At 71.4% G+C, this 24,895-nt stretch carries 21 protein-coding genes and 1 pseudogene; 19 read left to right on the top strand and 3 right to left on the bottom strand.

Annotated features, from left to right (window positions below; all coding sequences use genetic code 11):
• The first annotated feature begins 110 nt into the window (after positions 1-110).
• From AOQ53_RS17340 to AOQ53_RS17305, 8 genes are all read left to right on the top strand, one after another.
• Positions 111-1,100 carry a hypothetical protein gene (locus tag AOQ53_RS17340; protein ID WP_059418308.1) on the top strand — a complete coding sequence of 330 codons (990 nt, stop codon included), beginning with the start codon at positions 111-113 and terminating at the stop codon, positions 1,098-1,100.
• A 1,197-nt stretch (positions 1,101-2,297) separates the two neighbouring features.
• Positions 2,298-3,440 (top strand): PLP-dependent cysteine synthase family protein, encoded by a 1,143-nt coding sequence (locus tag AOQ53_RS17335; RefSeq protein ID WP_059418306.1) that lies wholly within the window; start codon positions 2,298-2,300, stop codon positions 3,438-3,440.
• Positions 3,437-4,738 (top strand): MFS transporter, encoded by a 1,302-nt coding sequence (locus AOQ53_RS17330; protein ID WP_059418304.1) that lies wholly within the window; start codon positions 3,437-3,439, stop codon positions 4,736-4,738. The genes AOQ53_RS17335 and AOQ53_RS17330 overlap by 4 nt, the downstream gene beginning before the upstream one ends.
• A gap of 271 nt (positions 4,739-5,009) precedes the next feature.
• A complete protein-coding gene (locus tag AOQ53_RS17325; protein ID WP_063888909.1) occupies positions 5,010-5,462 on the top strand; it encodes a DUF6153 family protein in 453 nt (150 codons plus the stop codon).
• An 87-nt stretch (positions 5,463-5,549) separates the two neighbouring features.
• Positions 5,550-6,236, top strand: a complete 687-nt coding sequence (locus AOQ53_RS17320) for a DUF305 domain-containing protein (RefSeq protein ID WP_059418301.1) — start codon at positions 5,550-5,552, stop codon at positions 6,234-6,236.
• 130 nt (positions 6,237-6,366) lie between these two features.
• Positions 6,367-7,233, top strand: coding sequence for a F510_1955 family glycosylhydrolase (locus tag AOQ53_RS17315; protein ID WP_059418300.1), 867 nt, complete (start codon positions 6,367-6,369; stop codon positions 7,231-7,233).
• Positions 7,234-7,738: 505 nt separating this feature from the next.
• Entirely contained in the window at positions 7,739-8,581 is an 843-nt protein-coding gene (locus AOQ53_RS17310; RefSeq protein WP_059418299.1) for a MurR/RpiR family transcriptional regulator, read from the top strand.
• A gap of 102 nt (positions 8,582-8,683) precedes the next feature.
• Complete coding sequence (locus AOQ53_RS17305; protein ID WP_059418326.1) at positions 8,684-9,268, top strand: hypothetical protein; 585 nt, start codon at positions 8,684-8,686, stop codon at positions 9,266-9,268.
• A gap of 95 nt (positions 9,269-9,363) precedes the next feature.
• Here the strand turns inward: AOQ53_RS17305 and AOQ53_RS17300 are convergent, their stop codons facing one another.
• Positions 9,364-10,746, bottom strand: a complete 1,383-nt coding sequence (locus AOQ53_RS17300; protein WP_059418324.1) for a type III PLP-dependent enzyme domain-containing protein — start codon at positions 10,744-10,746, stop codon at positions 9,364-9,366.
• A gap of 199 nt (positions 10,747-10,945) precedes the next feature.
• Here AOQ53_RS17300 and hutU point away from each other — a divergent pair, with 199 nt between their 5' ends.
• From hutU to AOQ53_RS17275, 5 genes are all read left to right on the top strand, one after another.
• A complete protein-coding gene (gene hutU / locus AOQ53_RS17295) occupies positions 10,946-12,610 on the top strand; it encodes a urocanate hydratase (protein ID WP_059418298.1) in 1,665 nt (554 codons plus the stop codon).
• A 119-nt stretch (positions 12,611-12,729) separates the two neighbouring features.
• Complete coding sequence (locus tag AOQ53_RS17290; protein ID WP_174523311.1) at positions 12,730-13,932, top strand: allantoate amidohydrolase; 1,203 nt, start codon at positions 12,730-12,732, stop codon at positions 13,930-13,932.
• Positions 13,923-15,275 carry a formimidoylglutamate deiminase gene (locus AOQ53_RS17285; protein ID WP_099054624.1) on the top strand — a complete coding sequence of 451 codons (1,353 nt, stop codon included), beginning with the start codon at positions 13,923-13,925 and terminating at the stop codon, positions 15,273-15,275. The genes AOQ53_RS17290 and AOQ53_RS17285 overlap by 10 nt, the downstream gene beginning before the upstream one ends.
• A complete protein-coding gene (gene hutI, locus AOQ53_RS17280; protein WP_059418295.1) occupies positions 15,272-16,567 on the top strand; it encodes an imidazolonepropionase in 1,296 nt (431 codons plus the stop codon). The genes AOQ53_RS17285 and hutI overlap by 4 nt, the downstream gene beginning before the upstream one ends.
• Positions 16,568-16,650: 83 nt before the next feature.
• Complete coding sequence (locus tag AOQ53_RS17275) at positions 16,651-17,004, top strand: hypothetical protein (protein ID WP_059418294.1); 354 nt, start codon at positions 16,651-16,653, stop codon at positions 17,002-17,004.
• A 166-nt stretch (positions 17,005-17,170) separates the two neighbouring features.
• Here the strand turns inward: AOQ53_RS17275 and AOQ53_RS17270 are convergent, their stop codons facing one another.
• The gene (locus AOQ53_RS17270) at positions 17,171-18,085 is read right to left on the bottom strand and encodes an RNA polymerase sigma factor SigF (protein ID WP_099054626.1); all 915 of its coding nucleotides are present in this window, start codon (positions 18,083-18,085) and stop codon (positions 17,171-17,173) included.
• A 250-nt stretch (positions 18,086-18,335) separates the two neighbouring features.
• On the opposite strand from AOQ53_RS17270, the gene AOQ53_RS17265 reads away from it, so the two are divergent.
• The 4 genes from AOQ53_RS17265 (at position 18,336) to AOQ53_RS17250 (ending at position 21,516) form a co-directional block, all read left to right on the top strand.
• A complete protein-coding gene (locus AOQ53_RS17265) occupies positions 18,336-18,713 on the top strand; it encodes an STAS domain-containing protein (protein WP_030242586.1) in 378 nt (125 codons plus the stop codon).
• A gap of 244 nt (positions 18,714-18,957) precedes the next feature.
• Complete coding sequence (locus AOQ53_RS17260; RefSeq protein ID WP_059418291.1) at positions 18,958-19,512, top strand: ATP-binding protein; 555 nt, start codon at positions 18,958-18,960, stop codon at positions 19,510-19,512.
• Between the two features lie 281 nt (positions 19,513-19,793).
• A complete protein-coding gene (locus tag AOQ53_RS17255; protein WP_059418290.1) occupies positions 19,794-20,495 on the top strand; it encodes an LPXTG cell wall anchor domain-containing protein in 702 nt (233 codons plus the stop codon).
• A gap of 31 nt (positions 20,496-20,526) precedes the next feature.
• Complete coding sequence (locus tag AOQ53_RS17250; protein WP_059418288.1) at positions 20,527-21,516, top strand: hypothetical protein; 990 nt, start codon at positions 20,527-20,529, stop codon at positions 21,514-21,516.
• Between the two features lie 120 nt (positions 21,517-21,636).
• On the opposite strand, the gene AOQ53_RS17245 is transcribed toward AOQ53_RS17250, so the two are convergent.
• Complete coding sequence (locus tag AOQ53_RS17245) at positions 21,637-23,142, bottom strand: peptide MFS transporter (protein WP_059418287.1); 1,506 nt, start codon at positions 23,140-23,142, stop codon at positions 21,637-21,639.
• Positions 23,143-23,660: 518 nt separating this feature from the next.
• On the opposite strand from AOQ53_RS17245, the gene AOQ53_RS17240 reads away from it, so the two are divergent.
• A complete protein-coding gene (locus AOQ53_RS17240) occupies positions 23,661-24,338 on the top strand; it encodes a response regulator transcription factor (RefSeq protein WP_010034575.1) in 678 nt (225 codons plus the stop codon).
• A 38-nt stretch (positions 24,339-24,376) separates the two neighbouring features.
• Positions 24,377-24,895, top strand: a pseudogene (locus AOQ53_RS17235) (two-component sensor histidine kinase); the annotation flags it as partial.

Genomic DNA, 24,895 nt, shown 5'->3' with positions numbered 1-24,895 from the left:
CCCACCCGTATTTGATGGCAAGTACTGCCCGGACTTGACTTGGTACCCCCCGGGGGTATCTTGGAGATGTCGGTCGCATGCACGAGCGGCCCGGAGAGTAGGAGTGGGTCATGAACACCGGACTGCGGATCACCGTCTTCGCCGCCGCGCTCGCCGCGACGTTCGGCGCCGCCTACGGCGTGGGTGGCGCGGTCGGCCCGATCTCGCCGGAGCCGAAAAGCGGTACGCACAGTGACGGCGCAGGCCACGCGTCCGCCGGGCACGAGGAAGAGGCGGCCGGGCGCCACGAGGCGAAGGGCGGCGGTCACGAAGCGGCCCCGCCAGGCGGCCTCGAGATCTCCAGGAACGGCTACACGCTCGACCTGAAGACCCCGCGCATCGAGGCCGGTGAGAAGACCGACCTGCGCTTCGCCATCGTTCAGGACGGGACCGGACGCAAGGTCACCGCGTACCAGCGCGAGCACGGCAAGGATCTGCACCTGATCCTCGCCTCACGTGACCTGACCGTCTACCGCCACCTGCACCCCGCCCGGGCCGCGGACGGCACCTGGTCGACGCCCGTGAACCTGCCCGAGGCCGGCGGTTACCGCGTCTTCGCCGACTTCAAGCCGAAGGGCGGCGAAGCGCTCACCCTCGGTGCCGACCTCGCCGCGTCCGGGCCGTACGAGCCCGGCGAGCTTCCCGAGCACAACACCACAGCGAAGGTCGACGGCTACGAGGTGAAACTTCGAGGCGCGCTGACCCCCGGCAAGGCCGGCGAACTCACGCTGACGGTGGCAAAGGACGGCGAGCCGGTCCGGAACCTCCAGCCCTACCTGGGTGCTTACGGCCACCTTGTCGCCCTGCGCTCCGGTGACCTCGCCTACCTGCACGTCCACCCCAACGGCGAGCCCGGCGACGGCAGGACGAAGCCCGGCCCCGAGGTCTCGTTCACGGTGACGGCACCCAGCGCCGGCGCCTACCGCCTGTTCCTGGACTTCCAGCACGAGGGCAAGGTCCGTACCGCAGCCTTCACGGTGCATGCGGGCGGCGCGGTGGACGAGTCCGAGCAGCCCTCGCCGACCAAGCCCGCCGAGGAAGAGGCCGGGCACGCGCACTGAGGTGCGAGGGACTGGTGGCCGACCACAGCCGACGAGCCGCTAGGATCACGGCATGGTTACGGCTTGGTCGCCCTGGCGCAGCGTCAGGACCCGCTCCGACGCGGGTCCACTGCTGCGCGTGCTGGCCTTCGTCGTGCTCCTGTTCGGTGTCCTCCTCACGCATGGCGTGCACGTGGAGAGTGCCCAGGGGCACCTCTCCACCAGCGCAACGGTCCACGCCGCTCCCTCGGCCGACGGTGTTCGCCACGCAGCCGTCGAGCCTGCGCCGCCGTTCGCCGCGGAAACCGACGATCACCGTGGCGGCCATGAGCCGTCGCATCCTGGCGAGCACTGCGTATCCGGGCAGCCTCAGCAGGGTTCAGCCCTGGTATCTCCCTGCTCCACAGCGGCGGTTCGCGAATCGTCCGGTTCCTACGCGGCCTCAGCCGTTCGCGGTCCGGCCGCTGGTGGCCCCATGGACGGCGCGTCTCCCGTGGCTCTGAGAGCAGCCTCCGTGGTGCAGCGGGTCTAGGGGTACGGAGTTCCTCCGACCGGCTCGTCGAAGCCGTCCTGCCCCCACTCATGTCTGCGCCTCACTCCGTCTCTGCCGGAGACGTGGCAGCAGCGCGGAGGACCTGTGCCGACACATTTCCGACCGCTCACGCACGCCCCATGGGCCCCATGCGGCTCTCCCCCGTGGCGCCGACTCGTTTCGGCGATCCGCGGCGCCCTCGTGATGGCACTCGTGCTGTGCGCCGTCGTGCATGGCGTGCCTCAGGAGACGCACGAGCCGGTGTCCGTGCCTGCCGGGTTCTCGGCGATGACCGCAGGCGAGGACCCGCATGGACCCCACGGTCCCCACGTCCCCAACGGGGCTGCGGACTGTGCGGCCGACGTGATCGTCCGGAGCGCGGCCCAGCCGGTCGACGGGCTTCCCCTCGGCGCGCCGGCCGTCGTCGTACTCGTCGCCGTGTCATCGGCGAGGGGGAGACCCCTCGTACGGCATGCCCACCGCAGACGTCGCAGCGCACGCACCGGTCGCGTGGAGCTCGTCGTCACGTCTCGGTGGCGGATCTAGACCACTCGTTCGCAGCCGACCGACCTTCGGCTGCCGCGTGCCCAGGGCGTGTGCGCAGACCCAGTCCGTGTCTGCCGCTTCGCCATGGGGCGCGAGATGAACCGCACCGGCATTCATCGAGCGAGAGTGAACACACAGACATGCAGTCATTGACCAAGGCCGCGATCCCCTCGGGCCGGTCCGCCCTGTCCGGGCTGGTGGGCAACACCCCGCTGCTGCGGGTGTCGGAGCCGCTGGCCCCGGCCGGACGCGGCTTCTGGGCGAAGCTCGAAGGGTTCAACCCCGGCGGCATCAAGGACCGTCCGGGGCTGCACATGGTGGAGCGGGCCCGGGCCCGTGGCGAACTGCGGCCCGGCGGACGGATCATCGAGTCCACCAGCGGCACCCTGGGCCTGGGACTGGCTCTGGCCGCGATGGTGTACGGCCACCCGGTCACCCTGGTCACCGACCCGGGGCTGGAGTTGTCCATGACCCGGCTGCTGACCGCGTACGGCGCCCAGGTCAACGTCGTCTCCGAGCCGCACCCCACGGGCGGCTGGCAGCAGGCCCGCCGCGAGCGCGTCCAGCGGCTGCTGGAACAGCACCCCGGCTCCTGGTGCCCGGACCAGTACAGCAACCCCGACAACGTCGCTGCCTACACCCCACTGGCTCTTGAACTCGCCGCCGAGCTGGGCCACATCGACGTACTGGTGTGCAGCGTCGGCACCGGTGGCCACTCGGCCGGCGTTTCCCGGGTCCTGCGCCAGCTCTACCCGGAGCTGACCGTCGTCGGCGTGGACACGACCGGTTCGACGATCTTCGGCCAGCCCGCGCGGCCCCGGCTGATGCGCGGACTCGGCTCCAGCATCCACCCCCGCAACGTCGCCTACGAGAACTTCAGCGAGGTGCACTGGGTCGCCCCGCACGAGGCCGTGTGGACGTGCCGCCAACTGGCCGCCTCCCACTACGCCACCGGCGGGTGGAGTGTCGGCGCGGTCGCGCTGGTGGCCGGCTGGCTCGCCCGGACGATGCCCGCGGACGCACGGATCGTCGCGATCTTCCCCGACGGCCCGCAGCGTTACCTGGGAACGGTCTACGACGACGACTACTGCGCCGCCCACGGTCTGCTGGACTCCCCACCGGTGCCCGAACCGGGGCTGATCGGCCGCCTGGACGAGAAGGAGGTCACCCGCTGGACCCGGTGCACCACCGTGGTCGACCCCCTCACCCTGCGCAGCGCGGAGCAAGACCGCGCCGAGGACGTGCCCGGCGGCGAGTCCGACGCTGCGAAGGAGGACCGGTGAAGGGGCTGCTCACCCAGGTTCGGTCGTACGAACGCAGCGTCCAGCTGTTGATGGTCAACCAGTTCACCATCAACCTCGGCTTCTACATGCTGATGCCCTACCTGGCCGCCCACCTCTCCGGCACCCTCGGACTGGCCGGCTGGATCGTCGGACTCGTCCTCGGCGTACGGAACTTCAGCCAGCAGGGCATGTTCCTGGTCGGCGGCACGCTCGCCGACCGGCTCGGCTACAAGCCGATGATCGTCGCCGGGTGCGTGCTGCGCACCCTCGGCTTCGCGACGCTCGGACTGGTCGATTCCCTGCCCGCCCTGCTCGCCGCCTCCGCGGCCACCGGGCTGGCCGGTGCGCTGTTCAACCCGGCCGTACGGGCGTACCTCGCGGCCGACGCGGGCGAGCGCAGGGTCGAGGCGTTCGCGTTGTTCAACGTGTTCTACCAGGCAGGCATCCTGCTGGGCCCGCTGGCGGGCATGGTGCTGACCGGTGTGGACTTCCGCGTCACCTGCCTGGTGTCCGCCGCGATCTTCGCGCTGCTGAGCGTCGTACAGATCCACGCGCTGCCCGCCCGCAGGCCCGAGGACGCCAAGCGGCAGGACGGCGACGGCGGTCAGGGCGTACTCGCCCAGTGGCGCGGCATTCTCGCCAACCGGCCGTTCCTGCTCTTCTCCATCGCCATGATCGGTTCGTACGTCCTGTCCTTCCAGGTCTACCTGGCGCTGCCGCTGGAGGTGCGCCGGCTCGGCGGCGACGGGGAGTTCGGCACGGCGGCGGTGGCGATGCTCTTCGCCGTCTCCGGGCTGACCACGATCCTCGGTCAGACGCGGGTGACGGCGTGGTGCAAGGCGCGGTACGAGCCCGGGCAGGCGCTCGTGCGCGGGCTGGCGGCGATGGGCCTGGCATTCGTGCCCCTGCTGCTGGCCACCGCCGTGCCCGTACCGGAGTCCCGGATCGGGCTGTGGCTGCTCGTGGCGGTTCCACCGACGCTCGCCGCGCTGCTGCTGGCCATCGGCACGATGATCGCCTACCCGTTCGAGATGGACACCATCGTCCGCCTCTCCGGTGACCGCCTCGTCGCCACCCACTACGGCCTGTACAACACGATCTGCGGCGTCGGCATCACCGTCGGGAACCTGGGCACGGGCGCCGCTCTCGACGCCGCGCGGGCGGCCGGGATGCCCGCGCTGCCGTGGATCGCGCTGATCGTGATCGGCCTGGCGTGCGCTGCCGCCCTGTACGCGCTGCACCGCACCGGCCGACTGGCGGCGCAGCCCGCTTCCGAGCCGCAGCCCGCGAGCGTCTGACCCACCGGCCCGCAGGACCAGGGGCGGGGCACCGCACGGTGGCCCGCCCCTGCCGTGCCCCGGCTGCTTCTCGGACTGCCGCTTCCTGCCCGTCCGGGTCGTGCGCGCACGCGACGCCGTGCAGGGGCGGGGAGGAACACCGGCGAGGATGCCCGGCAGGGCGACAAGAGGCGTACGAGGGCCTGGACTCGTCCGAATCCGAGTGGCGGCCGGTTCTGTCCCAACTAACTTAGTAGTATCCCGGTAGTTCGAGTACGGAGGGCGAGTGACCATGAGTGGGCGGCTGCGGGCAGGCGGGGCCTTCGGGTACCTCCTGTTGGTCGCCGTGCTCACGCTGGGCGTGTTCGCCATGCACACGATGGGCCACCCGGAGGAGTCGCACGGGCATGGCATGGCTGGCGCTGTCGCCAGTGCCGAAGGCGCGCGACACGACAGCATGGTCCAGAACGCCGCGCCCCTGGCCGAGCCCGAGGCGACGGCCGAGCACGGGACCGCGGCGTCGGCCACCAAGTCGCCGGTACACGAGCTCCCGGGCGGCATGGACCCGATGTCCGTGTGCTTGGCGGTTCTCACCGTGTGGCTGCTCGGGCTGTTCCTGCACGCGCTGGTGGTCCGCCGGCAAGAGCGGCTGACCGCCCTTCTCGCCCGATCGATGGCCTTGGCGCGCCCCAGCACTCCACCTCCGAGACCGCTCCTCTCCCAGTTGTCAGTTCTGCGGATATAGGCCGAACCGTCGCGCGGCTCATTCAGTGCTGCCCGCGCAGACGCGTACTCCGCACAGACAGAACTGACGACAAGAGGTATCTCGCACATGACTGCCTACAAGCACACCCTCAACCGTCGCCTGAGCCGCCGTCTCGCGGTGGTGGGCGCGATCACCGTGGGCGGGCTGCTGCTCGCCGCCTGCGGCGGGAACGACATGGAGGGCATGGACCACGGGAGCGGCAGCTCCGCCTCCGCCTCCGCCTCGCCGACCCAGGCCACGGGGGAGAGCCCGGCGCCCGGCGCGTTCAACGACGCGGACGTCATGTTCGCGCAGATGATGATCCCGCACCACGAGCAGGCCCTGGAGATGTCCGAGCTCGCGGACGGCCGGGCCTCGGATGCGGAGATCAAGACCCTGGCCGCGCAGATCGAGAAGGCCCAGGACCCCGAGATCCAGACCATGAAGTCCTGGCTGAAGGCCTGGGGCAAGCCGGAGTCCGCCGAGGAGAGCATGCCCGGCATGGACCACGGGTCCGGCGGCATGGACCACGGGTCCGGGATGTCCGGAATGATGTCCGACGAGGACATGAAGAAGCTCGGGGCCGCCAAGGGCGCCGAGTTCGACCGGATGTTCGCGGAGTTGATGATCGAGCACCACAAGGGCGCGATCACCATGGCGGAGGACGAGCAGAAGAAGGGCCGTAACGCCACGGCCAAGAAGCTCGCCGCCGAGGTCGTGAAGACCCAGTCCGCCGAGGTCGAGAAGTTCGAGAAGATCCTCGACCGGCTCTGATCCGCATCACCCGCTGACCGCCCAGGGCTCCGAGGCGCACCCGAGGAGCCCGGGCGGTCACCTCCCCGTGCCGGCGTGACCGTGACCGGCGGTCGCCGTTCCCTTTGCACCAGTACGCCCCCGAGGAATCATGAACAAGCGCCCTGCCGCCGCGACAGCCACCGCCCTGGCTCTCACCCTCACCCTGGCCTCATGCTCCGACAGCGGAGACAGCAAAGGCCCGACCGGCTCGCACACCGCCTCCGGGACGACCGTCAGTCACATCCACGGCCTCGGTCTGAACCCCGGCGACCAGCGCCTCTACGTCGCCACCCACGAAGGCATCTACACCCCCGGCCCCAAGGGGGAGCCGGAGCCGGTAGGCGACAGCAGGGACGACTTCATGGGCTTCACCGTGGCCGACGACAAGACGTTCTACGCCAGCGGGCACCCGACTTCCGGCGGCGACAAGGGGCTCATCAAGAGCACCGACGCGGGCGAGACCTGGAAGTCGCTGTCGTTGTCAGGCGAGTCCGACTTCCACGCCCTGGAATCCGCCCACGGCACCGTCTACGGCTACGACTCCACCAACGGCCTGGTGCGCACGACCAAGGACGGAGTCTCCTGGAAGGACGGGGCCCGGCTGGAAGCACTGGACATAGCAGTCAGCCCCGGTGACCCCGGCGTCGTCCTCGCCACCACCGCCGACGGTGTCGCCCGCAGCAGCGACGGCGGACAGACCTTCGGCCCGGGGAGAGGGCCGGTGATGGCCTTCCTCTCCTGGGCCGCGAAGGACGGCCTCTACGGCATCGACACCTCCGGCGGCCTCAACCGCAGCACGGACGGCGGCACGACGTGGAAGAACGTCTCCACCGTGCCGGGCGGCCGGCCGCAGGCGCTCACCGCCGTCGGCGCAGACCATGTCCTCGCCGCCACCCGGACCGGGGTGTTCGAGTCGAAGGACGGCGGCAGGACGTTCAAGAAGCGCCTGGCCGTTACGTCGAGCGACGGCCACTGATCCCCGACGGGTGGTCGGGCAGCCATCATGACGAGCACGGCGCACATCGTGCCGCCCATGCCGATGTGGGCCGTCGGCGCCGCGCCCGGTGACATGCCCGGTGGGCGACGGCGGCTGCCCGCTGCCGCGTGGGCCCGGCGCCGGTCGCCTCCCGGCCGGGCCCTGTCCCAGACGGAGATGGCCAGGGACGCGGCGAACACCACGATCGCGCGGGCAGGGCGAGGAGTTTTTTCCTCGTGGTCCTGCATCCGGCCACGGGATCGGTGACCACGGTCCGGGCCGTCACTCGGGGGAGAAGCTCCGCTCATCGGCGTCACGGAAACCGCCGCCGGACCGATTGCGGGACGGGCGCGCTGTCCCTCTCTCAGGTGTGAGGCAACGGGACGTCACCGTTCACATCGCCGGCCGAGGTCGCCGCCCCGGGACCGAAGCTCTCCTCCGCTTGCCGGTCTGCATATGCTCATGCAGAATCCTCAGCTACTGAATAGGCGAGGGGGAGCACGTCATGAGCGTGACCGACAGCCCTGCCGCGCGGTTGCAGGCGCTCTTCGAGGGCCACCGCCTGACGCCGACCCAGCGGCGCATCGCGCACAGCATGGTGCGGCGAGCCGCCGACGTGCCGTTCCTGTCGAGCGTGGAGCTCGCCGAACTGGCCGGGGTCAGCCAGCCGTCCGTGACCCGCTTCGCCGTCGCCCTCGGCTTCGACGGCTATCCGGCCCTGCGCCGCCACCTGCGCGAGGTCGCCCCCGCCGAACCCGCTGCGGACGCCGGGTCCTGCAACGAGTATCAGCAGGCCGTCGAGGCCGAGATCGAGAACCTGCGGCACCTGGCGGAGGCCCTGGCCGACCCCCGCCCCGTGCAGCGGGCGGGGCGCCTCCTCGCGGCCTCCCGACCGCTCCCCGTCCTCGGACTGCGGGCGGCAGCCGCCCAGGCGCACGGTTTCGCCTACTTCGCCGCCAAGGTCCACCCCGACGTACGGCTCCTCAACGAGGGCGGCACGATGCTCCACGACCGCATCGACGCCGCCGTCCGGGCCGGCGCGACCGCACTGCTGTGCTTCGCGCTGCCCCGGCACCCCCGCGAGGTCGTCGGCACCCTCGACTACGCCAGACAGGCCGGGCTGACCGTCGTCACGGTCGCCGACTCCGCCTTCGCGCCGGTGGCCAAGGTGTCCGACCTGCTGCTCCCCGCCGCCGTCGGCACCGGCCTCGCCTTCGACACGGCCTGCGCCCCGATGCTGCTCGGCCGGGTGCTGCTGGAGGCGATGTGCGACGACCTGCCGGAGGCCCAGTCCCGCCTGGAGGAGTTCGACGTGAAGGCGGCGGCCCGGGGACTGTTCGTCGACTGACCGCACGGGCACCGCATTCTCAGACTCGTCTCACGTTGTGTCGCTAACGTGTTTCTCCTGTAACACCCTTCAGGCGCTTCGCAGACCGGACGGAGGATGAACGTGACGCGCGGAGGACAGGGACTGGCCCGGGTGGCCGTCGTCGTACGGGCGGGGGCGGCCCCGCTGTGGTGGCTGGGTGTGGTCGCGGCGGGCATCGGCCTGCTGCCCCCGGGACTGACGGGCCGCCGCATCGGTGTCCTGACCGGGGCGGCACTGTTCGTCCTGGCGACGGCCGCGGTGGCCTACGGACGCCGCAAGCGTTACGTCGCCCTCGCCGCCTCAGCGGCCCGCGCCGGCAAGCACGACGTCCTCCAGGACCGCGGGGTCACGTCACGCAACTGGCGCCGCCACCACCGCTGGTGGCTCGTCCTCGCCTTCCTCGCCGCCCTGGGCAGCGCCTTCGCCGTACCCGCCGCGGCCGGTCTGCTCCTGGCCGGCTGCGGCGCGGGCCTGTGGCTGAAGGCCGCGTGGCTCGGCCGCCGCGAGCGCGCGGACGAGGTGTTGCTGTGGGTGCGGGTGGACTGGCTGCGCGGGGGCGCGGGCAGCCCCGCGGGCAAGCGGGTCAAGGCGTACCGCAGCACGGGCATCGCGGCGGGCGACGCGGACCCGGGCGGGGCGCGAAGGAAAACACCGGCGCTCGTGTAAGCGGGGTTTGCTCGCGCGCAGAGGGGCGCGGGGCTGTGCCGATGTGCGGCTCCGCCGCGCGGGCGCGACCAGCCACCACCAGCCGCAGCCGGGTGCTACGGAAGTCCCCACGGCGCCCGGCCGCCCACCAGCGCATCGACCTGCGCCCCTCCGGACTCCGCCACGACCTCCTCGACCGTCTGCGCCTCCCGCACCACCGCGAAGGCGACACGCCCCTCCCCACCCGGCCCGAACCCGTAAATCGCCGGCCGCACCAGCGAGTTGTACGCATAGTGATGCGCGAAGTAGTACGCCCCCGTATCCAGCGCCGCCGCGAAGTCCCCCTGCTCCAGCAACGGCAGCGCACACCCCTCGGCCAGCAGGTCACCCGAGAAGCACGCCGGTCCGGCCACGTCCTGCACCACGGCCGGACCCTCCTTCGGGCGCCCCTTGGAGTCGTACGCGGCGATCCTCAGTGGCCAGACCCCCGGCGCGTACACCGTCCGCGTCGCGACCTGCACGCCCGCATGCGTGACCGCCACCGACCGCCCGCCCGCGCTCTTGGCGTATTCGACGCGCGCCACGACCGTCCCGTGCTTCGCCAGCAGTGACCGCCCGAACTCCGTCACCAGTCCGTACCGCCCGTCGAACAGCCCCGGCACCTCCTCGGCCAGCGTCCGCGCGTACTGCGCGTACGTCGGCGTCGTCGCGTCCGACGCGAAGTTCACCGGCAGCCCGCCGCCGATGTCGAGCGTGTCGACCTGCCGCCGCCCGGCCCGCCGGTTGATCTCCTCCGCCAGCTCGTACGTCTCCGCCACACCGCGCGCCATCAGGGACAACGGGACCCCCTGGGACCCGGTGTGCGCGTGCAGCCGGGTGAGCCACGGCCGGTCCAGATACGCCCGGACGACCCACTCCCGGGCGCCGTCGTCGCGCAGCGCCACCCCGAACTTCGATGTGGCCGTGGCCGTGGACGTCGCCTCGATGGAACCCCCGCCGATCTGCGGATTCACCCGTATCCCGAGCGGGGACCGGCTGGCGGCGGACTTGATCAGGGCGTCGATGCGGTCCAGCTCCTGCGGATTGTCCGCGTTGACGGCGATGCCCAGGGCCAGCGCCTCGCGCAGCTCCCCGGGCGTCTTGGCCGGAGAGTCCAGCACCGTCATCTCCGGGCCCAGCCCCGCCGCCCGTGCCAGCGCCAGCTCGCCGGGGCTCGCCACCTCGGCGCCGACGCCCTCGTCGCGCAGCAGCCGCAGCACCGGCACCAGCGGGGTCGCCTTCACCGCGAAGGCGTGCAGCACGGGCGTGCCCGGCGCCACCACCGCGTCGAACGCCGCCCGCAGCTCCGCCGCCGACTCGCGGATGCCGGTGACGTCCAGCAGCCCGACGATGGGGCAGTCGGGCCCGAGCAACCCCTGCTCCACGGCGGCCTGCACCGCCTGGTCCCGACGGGCCGCCCGCCCGGCGCCGGAATCGGCCAGCCGACCGTCGTCACGCATGCCGTCCCCCGCCGCCCCGATGTCCGCTCCGGCTGCCTCGGATCCCTCGATGTGTGCGCCCATGCATCCAGCCAAACATCCACGGCACCGCCGCGCCGACCCCCGGACGTATTGACTAGTTCTATTCAGGTAGCCAGGATGTGAATAGCCGCAGTAACACCCCGCCGGGAGCGCCACGCACCCCACCAGGAGGCAGACCATGTCAGGACCCCGCCCTGTCCGAGCGCCGCGCGGCACGGAACCGAGCGCCCTGGGATGGCAGCAGGAAGCCGCCCTGCGCATGCTCCAGAACAACCTCGACCCGGAGGTCGCCGAGCACCCCGACAAGCTCGTCGTCTACGGCGGCACCGGCAAGGCGGCGCGCGACTGGCGCTCCTTCGACGCGATGGTGCGGACGCTGCGGGGGCTGAAGCAGGACGAGACCATGCTGGTCCAGTCCGGCCGGCCCGTCGGTGTCATGCAGACCCACGAGTGGGCCCCGCGCGTCCTCATCGCCAACTCCAACCTCGTCGGCGACTGGGCGAACTGGGAGGAGTTCCGCCGCCTGGAGGCCCTCGGCCTGACCATGTACGGGCAGATGACGGCCGGCTCCTGGATCTACATCGGCACCCAGGGCATCCTCCAGGGCACCTACGAGACCTTCTCCGCCGTCGCCGCGAAGAAGTTCGGCGGCAGCCTCGCCGGGACGATCACACTGACCGCCGGTCTCGGCGGGATGGGCGGCGCCCAGCCGCTCGCCGTGACGATGAACGACGGTGTGGCGATCTGCATCGACTGCGACCCGCGCGCCATCGAGCGGCGCATCGAGCACCGGTACCTGGACGTGAAGGCCGACTCCCTGGACCACGCGCTGCGGCTCGCCGTAGAGGCCCGGGACGCCCGCCGCCCGCTGTCCATCGGAGTCCTCGGCAACGCCGCCGAGCTGGTGCCGCAGCTGCTCGCCATGGGCGCCCCGATCGACATCGTCACCGACCAGACCTCCGCCCACGACCCGCTGGCCTACCTGCCCCTCGGCACCGCCTTCGAGGACATGGCCGACGCCGCTTCCAAGGACCCGGCCGGTTTCACCACCCGGGCCCGCGAGTCCATGGCCCGGCACGTCGAGGCCATGGTCGGCTTCATGGACGCCGGCGCGGAGGTCTTCGACTACGGCAACTCCATCCGCGGCGAGGCGCGACTCGCCGGATACGACCGGGCCTTCGCCTTCCCCGGCTTCGTCCCCGCCTACATCCGTCCGCTGTTCTGCGAAGGCAAGGGCCCCTTCCGCTGGGCCGCCCTGTCCGGCGAGGCCTCCGACATCGCGAAGACCGACAAGGCGATCCTCGACCTCTTCCCGGAGAACGAGTCCCTGGCCCGCTGGATCCGCATGGCCGGGGAGCGGGTCCGCTTCCAGGGGCTGCCCGCCCGTATCTGCTGGCTCGGCTACGGCGAGCGGGACAGGGCCGGTGAGCGGTTCAACGACATGGTCGCGAGCGGGGAGCTGGCCGCGCCGGTCGTCATCGGCCGCGACCATCTCGACTGCGGCTCCGTCGCGTCCCCCTACCGGGAGACCGAGGCCATGCTCGACGGGTCCGACGCGATCGCCGACTGGCCGCTGCTGAACGCGATGGTGAACGTGGCCTCGGGGGCCTCCTGGGTGTCCCTGCACCACGGGGGAGGGGTCGGTATGGGGCGGTCGATCCACGCGGGGCAGGTGACGGTGGCCGACGGTACGAGGCTGGCCGGCGAGAAGATCCGGCGGGTGCTGACGAACGACCCCGGCATGGGGGTCATCCGGCATGTCGATGCCGGATACGACATCGCGGAGTCGGTGGCTCAGGAGAAGGGCGTCCGTGTTCCGATGCGTGAGGGTGACGAGGCGTGACCGAACCGAACGGCACCGGTTCAGTGGGGGCAGGCGCACCGTCGCCGCCTGCGGGGTCGGCTGTGCGTTCCGCCCTGCGGAACGACTGCCCACAGCCTGTCGGCGCCTCCTTCCACCAGATGTGGCGAGACCTGCTGCCCATCGGCCGGCACCCCGCCTCCCACGGCTACCGCCGCTTCGCCTGGACCGGTGTCGATGGCGACTGCCGGGCTTGGTTCGAAGAGCAAGCCGTTGCCCGCGGACTGCGCTACGAGGTCGACCGGAACGGCAACCAGTGGGCCTGGCTCGGTGACCCCGCCGTCGGGGATGCCGTCGTCACCGGGTCGCATCTCGACTCGGTGCCGGACGGCGGGGCCTTCGACGGCCCTCTCGGAGTCGTGTCCGCCTTCGCGGCGCTGGACGAACTGCGCGCCCGGGACGCGCGGGTCACCCGGCCCCTCGGCATCGTGAACTTCGGGGACGAGGAGGGCGCCCGGTTCGGGCTCGCCTGTGTCGGGTCCCGGCTCACCGCCGGGCAGCTCACCCGCGAGCAGGCCCACCGGCTCACCGACGGCGCGGGAGTGACCCTGCCGCGCGCCATGGAGGCCGCCGGGTACGACCCCGACGCCATCGGGCCCGACCCCGAGCGGCTCGCCCGCATCGGCGCCTTCGTCGAACTGCACGTCGAGCAGGGCCGGGCCCTCGACCTGTCCGGCGACCGGGTCGGCATCGCCAGCGCGATCTGGCCGCACGGCCGGTGGCGGTTCGACTTCCGGGGCGAGGCCAACCACGCCGGCACCACCCGGCTCGCCGACCGGCGCGACCCCATGCTGTCCTACGCCGAGACCGTCCTCGCCGCCCGCCGCGAGGCCGAACTCGCCGGTGCCGTCGCCACCTTCGGCAAGATCGCCGTGGAGCCCAACGGCGTCAACGGCATCCCCTCCCTGGTGCGCGGCTGGCTCGACTCCCGTGCCGAGGACCAGACGCGCCTCGACACCGTGGTCGGCGGCATCGAGAAGGCGGCCCGGAGCTACGCGGACGCGCACGGCATCGACCTGGAGATCGTCCGCGAGTCCTTCACCCCCGTCGTCGAGTTCGACCATGCCCTGCGCGACGAACTCGCCCGCATCCTCGGCACGGACACCGGCCTCACCGTCCCCGTCCTCGGCACCGGCGCCGGACACGACGCCGGGATCCTGTCCGGGAGCATCCCGACCGCCATGCTGTTCGTGCGCAACCCCACCGGCGTCTCCCACTCGCCGGCCGAGTCCGCGAGCGAGGACGACTGCGTGGCCGGGGTACTCGCACTCGCCGACGTACTGGAAGGACTGGCGTGCAGGTGACGACAGCAGCCCCGCGGACGTACTGGCTGGAGCACGCCTGGCTCGGCACTCACGTCGAGCCGGATGTCGCCGTGGAGGTCGCGGACGGCCGCATCACCGCCGTCCGCGCCGGCACCCCCGCCCCGCCTCCCGGTGCCGAGGTCCTGCGCGGGCTCACCCTGCCCGGCCTGGCCAACGCCCACAGCCACGCCTTCCACCGCGCCCTGCGCGGCACCGTCCAGGTCGGCTCCGGAACCTTCTGGACCTGGCGCGAGGTCATGTACGCCACGGCCGCCCGGCTCACCCCGGACCGGTACCACGCCCTCGCCCGCGCCGTGTACGCCGAGATGGCCCTGGCCGGCATCACGGCGGTCGGCGAGTTCCACTACGTCCACCACGCCCCCGGCGGCACCCCCTACGCCGATCCCAACGCGATGGGTGAGGCCCTCATCGCGGCCGCCGCCGAAGCCGGGATCCGCATCACCCTCCTCGACACCGCCTACCTCTCCTCCGGCTTCGGGCAACCGCCCACCACCCACCAGCTCCGCTTCTCCGACGGGGACGCCGAAGCCTGGGCCGCACGCTCTTCACTTCTCAAGGAACGGGATCACGCACGGATCGGCGCGGCGATCCACTCCGTACGGGCCGTGCCCGCCGACCAGATGGCGACCGTCGCGCGGTGGGCCGAGGAGCGGCGGGCCCCGCTGCATGTGCACCTGTCGGAGCAGACCGCCGAGAACGAGGCGTGCCGGGAGGTCCACGGCTGCACCCCGACCCAGCTCCTCGCCCTGCACGGCGTCCTCGGACCGCGCACCACCGGCGTCCACAACACCCACCTCACCGCCGAGGACATCTCCCTCATCGGCGGCAGCGGCACCGGCACCTGCATGTGCCCGACCACCGAGCGGGACCTCGCGGACGGCATCGGACCGGCCGTCGCCCTCCAGAACGAAGGCTCACCGCTCTGCCTCGGCTCCGACAGCCACGCCGTGATCGACCTTCTCGAAGAGGCGCGGGCCATGGAGCTGAACGAGCGGCTGCGCACCCGCACCCGAGGTCACTGGACGGCGGCGGCCCTCCTGCGGGCGGCCTCGGCCGACGGCCACGCGGCCCTCGGCTGGGAGGACGCGGGCGCCCTGGAGACCGGCGCGCTCGCCGACTTCACCACCCTCGCGCTCGACTCGGTCAGGACGGCAGGGCCGCTTCCGCGGCTCGGGGCCGAGACGGCCGTATTCGCCGCGTCGGCAGCGGACGTGTCGCATACGGTCGTGGCAGGGCGGCACGTCGTACGGGACGGGGTCCACTCCCTCGTACCGGACGTGCCGCGAGCCCTCGCGGACGCCGTCGAAGCCCTGCGCGGATGACCCCGGGCCGCCCGCCCGCGCGGCCCGCCTCCGCCCCCGAACCCGACCCCACCGCCGACCAGGCCACCAAGGACGCCATGAGCAACGCGACGACCGTCAGCCCCGCCCACTCCGCGAGCACCGCAAGCACGCTCATCACGAACATCGCCAGCCTGGTCACCAACGACCCCTCCCTCGGTGACAGTTCCCCCCTCGGACTGATCCAGGACGCGGCCGTCGTCATCGAGGGCGACCGCATCGCGTGGACCGGTGATCACAGGAAAGCACCCGCCACTGACAATCGGGTCGACGCGGGCGGCCGGGCGGTCCTGCCCGGCTTCGTGGACTCCCACTCCCACCTCGTCTTCGCGGGCGACCGGACGCAGGAGTTCAACGCCCGCATGTCCGGGCGTCCCTACAGCGCGGGCGGCATCCGCACCACCGTCGCGGCCACACGGGCGGCGAGCGACGCGGAACTCGAAGCCAACGTCACCCGTTACCTCGCCGAAGCCCTCCGCCAGGGCACCACCACCTTCGAGACCAAGTCCGGCTACGGCCTGACCGTCGAGGACGAGGCCCGCGCCCTGCGCATCGCCGCCGCCCACACCGACGAGGTCACCTACCTCGGCGCGCACATCGTCCCGCCGGACCACGCCGAGGACCCGGCCGGCTACGTCGCCCTGGTCACGGGCGAGATGCTCGACGCCTGCGCCCCGCACGCCCGCTGGATCGACGTCTTCTGCGAGAAGGGTGCTTTCGACGGCGACCAGGCCCGCGCGATCCTCACCGCCGGCAAGGCACGCGGCCTGCACCCCCGTATCCACGCCAACCAGCTCTCGTACGGCCCGGGCGTGCGGCTCGCCGTCGAACTCGACGCGGCCAGCGCCGACCACTGCACCCACCTGACGGAGGAGGACGTCGACGCCCTGGCGAACAGCCGCACGGTCGCCACGCTCCTCCCCGGCGCCGAGTTCTCCACTCGGGCCGAGTGGCCGAATGCCCGCCGCCTCCTCGACGCGGGCGTCACCGTGGCCCTCTCCACCGACTGCAATCCGGGCTCGTCCTTCACCTCTTCCGTCCCGTTCTGCATCGCGCTCGCCGTACGGGACATGGGCATGACCCCGGACGAGGCCGTCTGGTCGGCCACGGCGGGCGGCGCCGCGGCCCTGAGGCGCACCGACATCGGCCGCCTCACCCCGGGCGCGTACGCCGACCTGACGCTTCTCGACGCCCCGAGCCACGTCCACCTGGCCTACCGACCGGGCGTCCCGCTGGTCACCGGAGTCTGGCGGCGCGGCGAGCGGGTGCTCTGACCGACCGAACGCACTGTCCCGGACCCAGGCGCTGCCGGTCCGGTACAACGGCACCGGCGACGATGCCGCGCGGCTGGAGAGGGATGAAGACGAGTACCGAACACCCATGGCTCCGGCTGATCCTCCCCTTGGCCGTCAACGTCGTCCTGGGGATCCCAGCCGTGGTTCCGGCGTTCCTGCTGTGGTATTTCGCGTCGAACCGGCCCCTTGCCGACTTGGGCTGGACCGAGCGCGAGCCCACCGAGAACGACGGCATGCTGCCCTGGTTCATGGTCGCCACACCGATCCTCACCCTGTTCGGTCTCGTCTGGTGGCTGGCCAACCGTCCTCTCCGGCGCAGGACGGCGCTGTCACCCCGCGCGTACTGGCTACTGAGTGCTGCGGCCACCGCACTGCCCACGCTCACTCTCGTCGTCATCAGCTCGGGAAGGAGCTGAGGACCTGACCGACACCACGCGCAGCATGAGCGGCATATCGAGACGGCTCGTGGTGAAGGGGGCTGGTGTGCTCGCTGTCAGGCCCTGGGAGACGCGCCTGGGGGCGGACCGTTCGGTCCGCCCCCGAAGGACAGCGTTCACCCGGTACAGCGTCGTCCGGTGAGGATCACTCCTCGACAGTCAGCCCCTTGCGCAGCCGTACCAGCGTCCGGGACAGCAGACGCGACACGTGCATCTGGGAGATGCCCAGTTCCTCGCCGATCTCCGACTGGGTCATGCCCGCGACGAAGCGCAGCGACAGGATCTTCCGGTCGCGCGGGGGAAGTTCGGCAATCAGCGGCTTCAACGACTCGACGTACTCGATGCCTTCGAGCCCGTGGTCCTCGTAGCCGATGCGGTCCGCGAGGGCGCCCTCGGAGTCGTCCTCCTCCGGCTGGGCGTCCAGCGAGGAGGCGGTGTAGGCGTTCGACGCGGCCATGCCCTCGACGACCTCGTCGTTGGAGATGCCGAGGCGCTCGGCCAGCTCGGTCACCGTCGGGGCGCGGTCCAGCTTCTGGGCCAGCTCGTCACCGGCCTTGGCCAGGTCGAGCCGCAGTTCCTGGAGCCGCCGCGGAACGCGCACGGACCACGAGGTGTCGCGGAAGAAGCGCTTGATCTCGCCGACGATGGTCGGCATCGCGAACGTGGGGAACTCGACACCCCGAGACAGCTCGAAGCGGTCGATCGCCTTGATCAGGCCGATGGTGCCGACCTGGATGATGTCCTCCATCGGCTCGCTGCGGGAGCGGAACCGGGAGGCGGCGAACTTGACCAGCGCGAGGTTCAGTTCGACGAGCGTGTTGCGGACGTACGAGTACTCGTGGGTGCCTTCCTCCAGCGACTCGAGGCGCTCGAAGAGGGTCTTGGACAGGGCCCGTGCGTCGACCGCGTCGACTTCCTCGTACGGGGGGATGTCCGGAAGTCCGGCGAGAAGGCCGTCCTGTGTGACGAGCATCTCAACCTGCTCGATGGGATCCAGATGTTCCGGAGGGGGTGTCGACGTCGCTTCCTGGGTACGCGATGCGTCGAGCCGGGGTGACATGATGTCCTCCATCGTTCTCGGCATATGGCTGCCGGAGCCAGTACGTGCACTGCGGTGTGCGGCGCCTCCAAAGCCGGCCGTGTCGATTACGTGTCCTTACTAGGCCTACCCGCTTTCCCGAGCCCACCGCAAGTGCGTTTTGTGGGCATATGTCCGTTTGTGTGTGGTTGTTCGGGTGTCGAAGCGTGGAGGGAAGGCGTAGTGTTCGTGGGCGTCAGCAGCAGTCACGACGTCGGGAGAGAGAGACGGCATGGACCGCGGGACAGTCGGCAGCGCACAGTCTGGCCGGCTTCTGGTGGAGGTGCGGGAAGAGGGCTCTAGTGCCGTCGTGACCCCGGCGGGTGAGTTGGATCACCACACCGCCGATCTGTTGCGTGAGCCACTCGAGGACTGCCTCGCCAAGGGATTCAAGCGCCTGGTCATCGACTGCGCGCGACTGGAGTTCTGCGACTCCACGGGGCTCAACGTGCTCCTGGGGGCGCGACTGAAGGCCGAGGCCGCCGGCGGTGGCGTGACACTCGCCGGGATGCAGCCGGTGGTGGCACGCGTGTTCGAGATCACGGGCGCGGATGCGGTCTTCAGCGTCCATGACACGCTTGAGGCGGCCTTGGCCGACGAGTCGGGCTGACCGGTGGTGCGTCGGCGCGCCGAGCCTCGGCCATCCCCCTGTGACCGGTGTCCTACTCCCGTCACGCCCATCGTGCCGAAATACGGGGGTGTTCCGCCGGTCCGCCCGGGCAGGAGACATCCTGAAACGGTCGCCCATCAGGGTGTCGGGGGCGCCGCGAAACCGTCGTGCCGCGCACCGCATGACTGACTGTGTAGTGAATTTTTTGAATTGCGAACTGGTGAATCGGTGAGGTGAAGCGCTGATGAGCACCACCCGGCCCTACTCGCCGGGCGACCGCGGGCCGGAGCCCAGCGGCGCTTCCGGGGCGTCCGAGGGTGGCGTACCGGCGGGCGGTGAGTCCGGCGAGGGCGTGGCCGCGCCGTCCGGAGCCGCGGTACCGCCGGGGGGCCGGCAGGTGCGCCGGCTGAGCTTCGACGGGGCGAGCGGTGTCGTTCCGCTCGCCCGCGACTTCGCCCGTCAGGCGCTGTACGCGTGGGGCTGGCTGCCGGCCGCCTCCGCGGACCAGCGGGCCGCCGCCGAGGACGTGCTGCTCGTCGTCTCCGAGCTGGTCACCAACGCCTGCCTGCACGCCGAGGGGCCGGATCAGCTGTGGATCACCTGCGACAACAAGGTGATCCGCATCGAGGTCGCCGACCGGGGCACCGGCCAGCCGTCACCCCGCACCCCGCACCGGGCGGGCCGCCCGGGCGGTCACGGCATGTTCATCGTCCAGCGGCTGTGCCTGGACTGGGGCGTCGTCCGCACGCCGGGAGTCGCCGGCAAGACGGTGTGGGCCGAACTGGGAGCCCCTGCCTGATCCGGGGGCATTACGCGCACGCCGAAAGCAGGTTCCTCCGTCGGCCGTTCGGGTGAAGAGGGGCGGGCAGTTCGCCGCTGAGTGCCTGAGTGCCTGAGTGCCTGAGTGCCTGAGTGCTTGGCTGCTCCACGGGCCCTTCGCCGCACATCCCCCCGTCCGTCACCCCTCACACGCCGGATCCCCACGGATCCGGCGCGCACGTGTCTTCCTTCCTCGACGCCCCGGGCGTACCTTGACGGCCCGACCTGATACCCCGTCAGTAACAGGAGGGGAGCGGCACCGTGTCGTACCGGAATCGAACCGCCGCGCTCGCGTCCGCCGCGGCCCTGGCCGGCTCGGCGGTGTTGATGGCCGCCCCCGTGGCCCGGGCCGAGGTCGTCGACGTCAACTACCAGTGCAAGACGCCGATCGGCGACAAGAGCGCCGTCTCGCCCATCGACATCAAGGGCGCCAAGAGCGGCGACGGCTACCGGATCACCATGTCCTGGCAGAAGGGCGTCTCCTCCAGCCCGGTCGAACTGGGCAAGGGGGCGATGACTCCGAGCGCCACCATCGCCCTGGGCGGCGCGGACGGCGGCACCATGAAGGTGACCGGCCCCGCCAACGACGCCGCGATCCCGGCCAATACGCCGATCAAGATCAACGACCTGAGCGGTACGTACACGCCGAAGAAGAGCGGCGAGGTCACCTTCACGGCCGGCGTGCTCACCATCAAGGCGCTCGGCACGACGACCACGTGCACGCCGGCGAACGACCCGGGCCCGTCCCTGACCCTCGACGTCACGGCCGCGAGCGGCGGCGGCGCCACCGGCTCCACCCAGGGCGGCGGCTCCGGCTCGGGATCCGGCGCCGAACTCCCGCAGACCGGCCCGGAGGACTCTGCCATCGCCCTGGGCACCCTCGGCGGGACGGTCCTGCTCGCCGGCGCGGGGGGCGCCCTGTGGCTGACGCGACGCCACCAGGGGGCGCGAGCACGCCACTGAGCGCACTCCCGTACGACCGCTGGAGCCGCCGATGCCGTACGTCGTCCGCGTTCCGTATCTGTCACTGCCGGTTCTGCTGGTGCTCCTGCTGGGCCCGGCGGGCGCCGGGCCCGCCGGGGCGGCGGACCGGCCCGTCGTCGAGTTGTCCAGGGCCCAGGCCGGGACGGGCGGTTCGGTCACCGTCACCGGCAGCGGCTGGCGGCCGCGTGCCCTGCTGACGCTACTGGTCTGCGGGCAGGCCGAGCCGTCCCGGGGCGTGACCGGCGGCACCAACTCCTGCGCCAACGCCGACGGCCGGGCCGTCACCACCGACGCCGAGGGGCGCTTCCGCCGCGAACTGCCCGTCGTGGAACCGCCCGTGCCGTGCCCGTGCGTGGTGCACGTGGCCACGGTGACCGGGGCCGGGGCCGAGGCCGACGCGGTGCTCCAGGTCGCCGGGCACGCGGTCGAGCCGCTGCCCGCGGACCGGGCCGGCGGGCGGCTGTCCCTGCTCGCGGACACCCGGCTGCGCGGCTCCGGCGGGCTGCTGACCTGGTTCGGCTCCCCGCCCGCCCGGACGCTCGTGGTCACCGTCGGGAACGTCGGTACGTCCCCCGTGAAGGACCCCGTCTTCCAGGTCGGCACCTCCCACGGCGTGTTCGCCCCCCAGTGGCAGGACCAGCGCTGGCGCGGCACGATCCGGCCCGGCGGCAAGGCGCGCATCGAACTCCCCGTGGAACTCGCGGCCGGGGCGCACGGCGACTACACCGTGTCCCTGAAGTACGGCGGCAAGGTCCTCGCCGAACACCCCTGGGGCGTGGGCCGCCCCTGGGGCGTGACCCTGTTCTGGGTCCTCGTCTGCCTGGTCGTCCCGGCGGCGCTGTTCCGCGCAGGCCTGGCCGTCGTGGACCACGCAAGCCCCCGCCACCCCGTCCACGCGGCCAGCGCGCCCCGTCGCCGGTGGCTGCCCGCCGCCCGCAAGAACTCGGTCCGGCCCTGGTTCGCCCCGGAGGCCGACCCGCCGAGATCGACGAAAACATGAAGAACACGAAGACGTGAAGAACACGAGGGCATGACGAACACGAGGGCATGAAGAACGCGAAGGCATGAAGGAGGGCCGTCGCACCACGCAGGTGCGACGGCCCTTGTCAGGCTCCGGCGATCAGCGGACGTCGCCCATGAGCCCCTTGACCTTCTTGCGGAACATGTACACCGCGAAACCGGCGACCACGGCCAGCGCCGCCTCCAGCGCCACGAAGCCGGTCCGGTCGAGGTTGATCCCGCCGACGGCCGGGTTGGACAGCAGCGCGGTGACGGAGTCGCCCGCGGTGACCGCGAGGAACCAGACGCCCATCATCTGTGAGGCGTACTTCGCCGGCGCCATCTTCGTCGTCACGGACAGACCCACCGGCGACAGCGTCAGCTCGCCGACGGTCTGCACGAAGTAGATCGCGACCAGCCACATCGCCGCGGCCTTGTGACCGCCCTCCGCGATCGACAGCGGGGCGAGGAAGAGGAAGAAGGACGCACCCACCAGCACCAGGCCGGAGGCGAACTTCACGATGGTGCTCGGCTCCTTGCCGCGCCGGTTCAGCCACAGCCACAGCCAGGCGAAGACGGGCGCCAGGGCCATGATCAGCACCGGGTTGACCGACTGGTACCAGGAGACCGGGAACTCCCAGCCGAAGACGGTGTTGTCGGCCTTCTCGCTGGCGAAGAGCGACAGGGTCGAGCCGCCCTGGTCGTAGATCATCCAGAAGACGGCGGCGGCGACGAAGAACCAGATGTACGCCGACACCTTCGAGCGCTCGCCGGCGTCCAGGTCCTTGTCGCGCAGGATGCGGGTCATGACAAGGATCGGAACGATCAGGCCGAGGAGCGTGAGCGGGATCAGCGCCCAGTTCAGGGTGAAGTGGCCGGTGCCGCCGACCAGGGCGTAGAAGACCACGGCGACGGCCAGCCAGATCAGGCCCTTGCGCAGGGTGACGGCCTTCTCGGCGGGCGACAGCGGGGTCGGGACCTCGCTGCTCCTAGGGTTCAGGTGGCGGCCGCCGAGCAGGAACTGGACGAGGCCCAGCGCCATGCCGAGCGCGGCCAGGGCGAAGCCCAGGTGCCAGTTGACGTTCTCACCGACGGTGCCGATGACCAGCGGGGCGACGAAGGCGCCGAGGTTGATGCCGATGTAGAAGACCGTGAAGCCACCGTCCCGGCGCGGGTCCTCCGGGCCGTCGTAGAGGTGGCCGACCATCGTGGAGATGTTGGCCTTCAGCAGACCGGAACCGATGGCGACCAGGCCCAGGCCGACGTAGAAGCTCGCGGCCGCGGGCAGCGCCAGGCACAGGTGGCCGAGCATGATGACCAGGCCCGCGACGGCGACCGTCTTGCGAGGGCCGAGCACACGGTCGGCGAACCAGCCGCCGGGCAGGGTGAGCAGGTACACCAGCGACACGTACACGGCGTAGATCGCCGTCGCCGTGCCCGCGCTCAGGTGCAGGCCACCAGGGGCCACCAGGTACAGCGGGAGCAGGGCCCTCATGCCGTAGTAGGAGAACCGCTCCCACATCTCGGTCATGAACAGAGTGGCCAGTCCGCGGGGGTGGCCGAAGAAGGTCTTCTCGGAGCCGGGGGTGCCCGGACGGGCCGAGTCCTTCGTCAGGCTGGACGCCATGGTCGTTCCTTGCTGGTCGGGACGCGCCCCGCAGCAGCGGTGGTGCGCCCGGTGGGGGGCAGCCGGCACCGGTGCGTACGGCCGTCCGTCCGACGCCTACGGGGGGCCGCTCCGGGGCAGGAGCGGTGGGCGGTCGCCACCGGGATCCACGCCTCTACGCGCGTATCCGCACGCCGAGGCCCGGCCACAGGTCGTTTCAGGTTCAGGGCTGGCGGGGAACCAGCCCGCACACAAAAGAGACCTCCAGGGGCAAAACAGCCTCCGAAGGTCGCCACGGTGCTACAGGCGTTGGTTCACCATACGGCAGGACGCTGCCGCATATGGAAGGACTTGAGACACGGATCACAGGTATCGGGGGAACCGCAAGCCCCATTTCCAAGGTCCTTAGCGGGATCGCACCCCACACCCAGAGGTTTGTACGCGTTCCCGCGGAACGTAAGAAACGGGTGTGCCACGGGTAAGAATCAAGGCTTCCGGTCACACCCCAGCTCAGGGCCTCGCAGGTCTACCATCACCTCATGACCCGTGTACTGCTCGCCGAGGACGACGCGTCCATCTCGGAGCCGCTGGCCCGTGCTCTGCGCCGGGAGGGCTACGAGGTCGAGGTGCGTGAGGACGGACCCACCGCTCTCGACGCCGGAATGCAGGGCGGCGTCGACCTGGTCGTGCTCGACCTGGGTCTGCCCGGCATGGACGGTCTGGAGGTGGCCCGTCGCCTGCGTGGCGAAGGCCACAGCATCCCGATCCTCATCCTGACCGCGCGCGCCGACGAGGTGGACACCGTCGTCGGGCTCGACGCGGGCGCCGACGACTACGTCACCAAGCCGTTCCGGCTCGCCGAGCTGCTGGCCCGCGTCCGCGCCCTGCTGCGCCGCGGCGCCGCCGAGCCGCAGCAGCCGCCCGCCACCCACGGCGTGCGGATCGACGTCGAGTCGCACCGCGCCTGGATGGGCGAGGAGGAGCTCCAGCTCACCGCCAAGGAGTTCGACCTGCTGCGGGTGCTGGTGCGCGACGCCGGCCGGGTCGTCACCCGCGACCAGCTGATGCGCGAGGTCTGGGACACGACCTGGTGGTCGTCGACGAAGACCCTCGACATGCACATCTCCTGGCTGCGCAAGAAGCTCGGCGACGACGCGGCCAACCCCCGCTACATCGCCACGGTGCGCGGTGTGGGCTTCCGCTTCGAGAAGAGCTGAGCCGCGGGGCCGGCACGGGTAGGCACGGGTAACAGGACATGCGCCGCCGACTGATCCAGTCCACGCTCGCCGTGGTGCTCGTAGTGATCGCCGTCTTCGGCGTCTCCCTCGTCATCGTCGAGACCAGGACGATCAGCAACAGCGCCCAGGAGCGGGTGGAGTCCGAGGCGGTCCGGCTGGCCAGCATCGTCGACAGCAGGCTCTTCGTCGCCCAGCAGGTCGACGCGGAGGTGCTGCGCAAGCAGGTCACGCAGGACCGCTACTACGCGGTGATCCGGATCCCCGGGGAGGAGCCCATCGAGGTCGGCTCCAAGCCGTCCGGTGACGTGATCAGCGCGACCGAGCCCGGCGAGGAGGGCGAGACCGTCACGGTCGAGGAGCCGCGCTCCTCGGTGACCCGGGAGGTCGGCCGCACCCTGCTGATCATCGGGCTGGTCGCGCTGCTGGCGGTGGTGGCGGCCGTGCTGCTGGCGGTCCGCCAGGCGAACCGGCTGGCGTCGCCGCTGACCGACCTCGCGGAGACGGCCGAGCGGCTCGGCTCGGGCGATCCGCGCCCC

The organism is Streptomyces azureus (assembly GCF_001270025.1).
Lineage (GTDB): Bacteria > Actinomycetota > Actinomycetes > Streptomycetales > Streptomycetaceae > Streptomyces > Streptomyces azureus.
The sequence above is the reverse complement of the archived record's forward strand: the minus strand, read 5'-3'. Positions and strand labels throughout refer to the sequence as shown.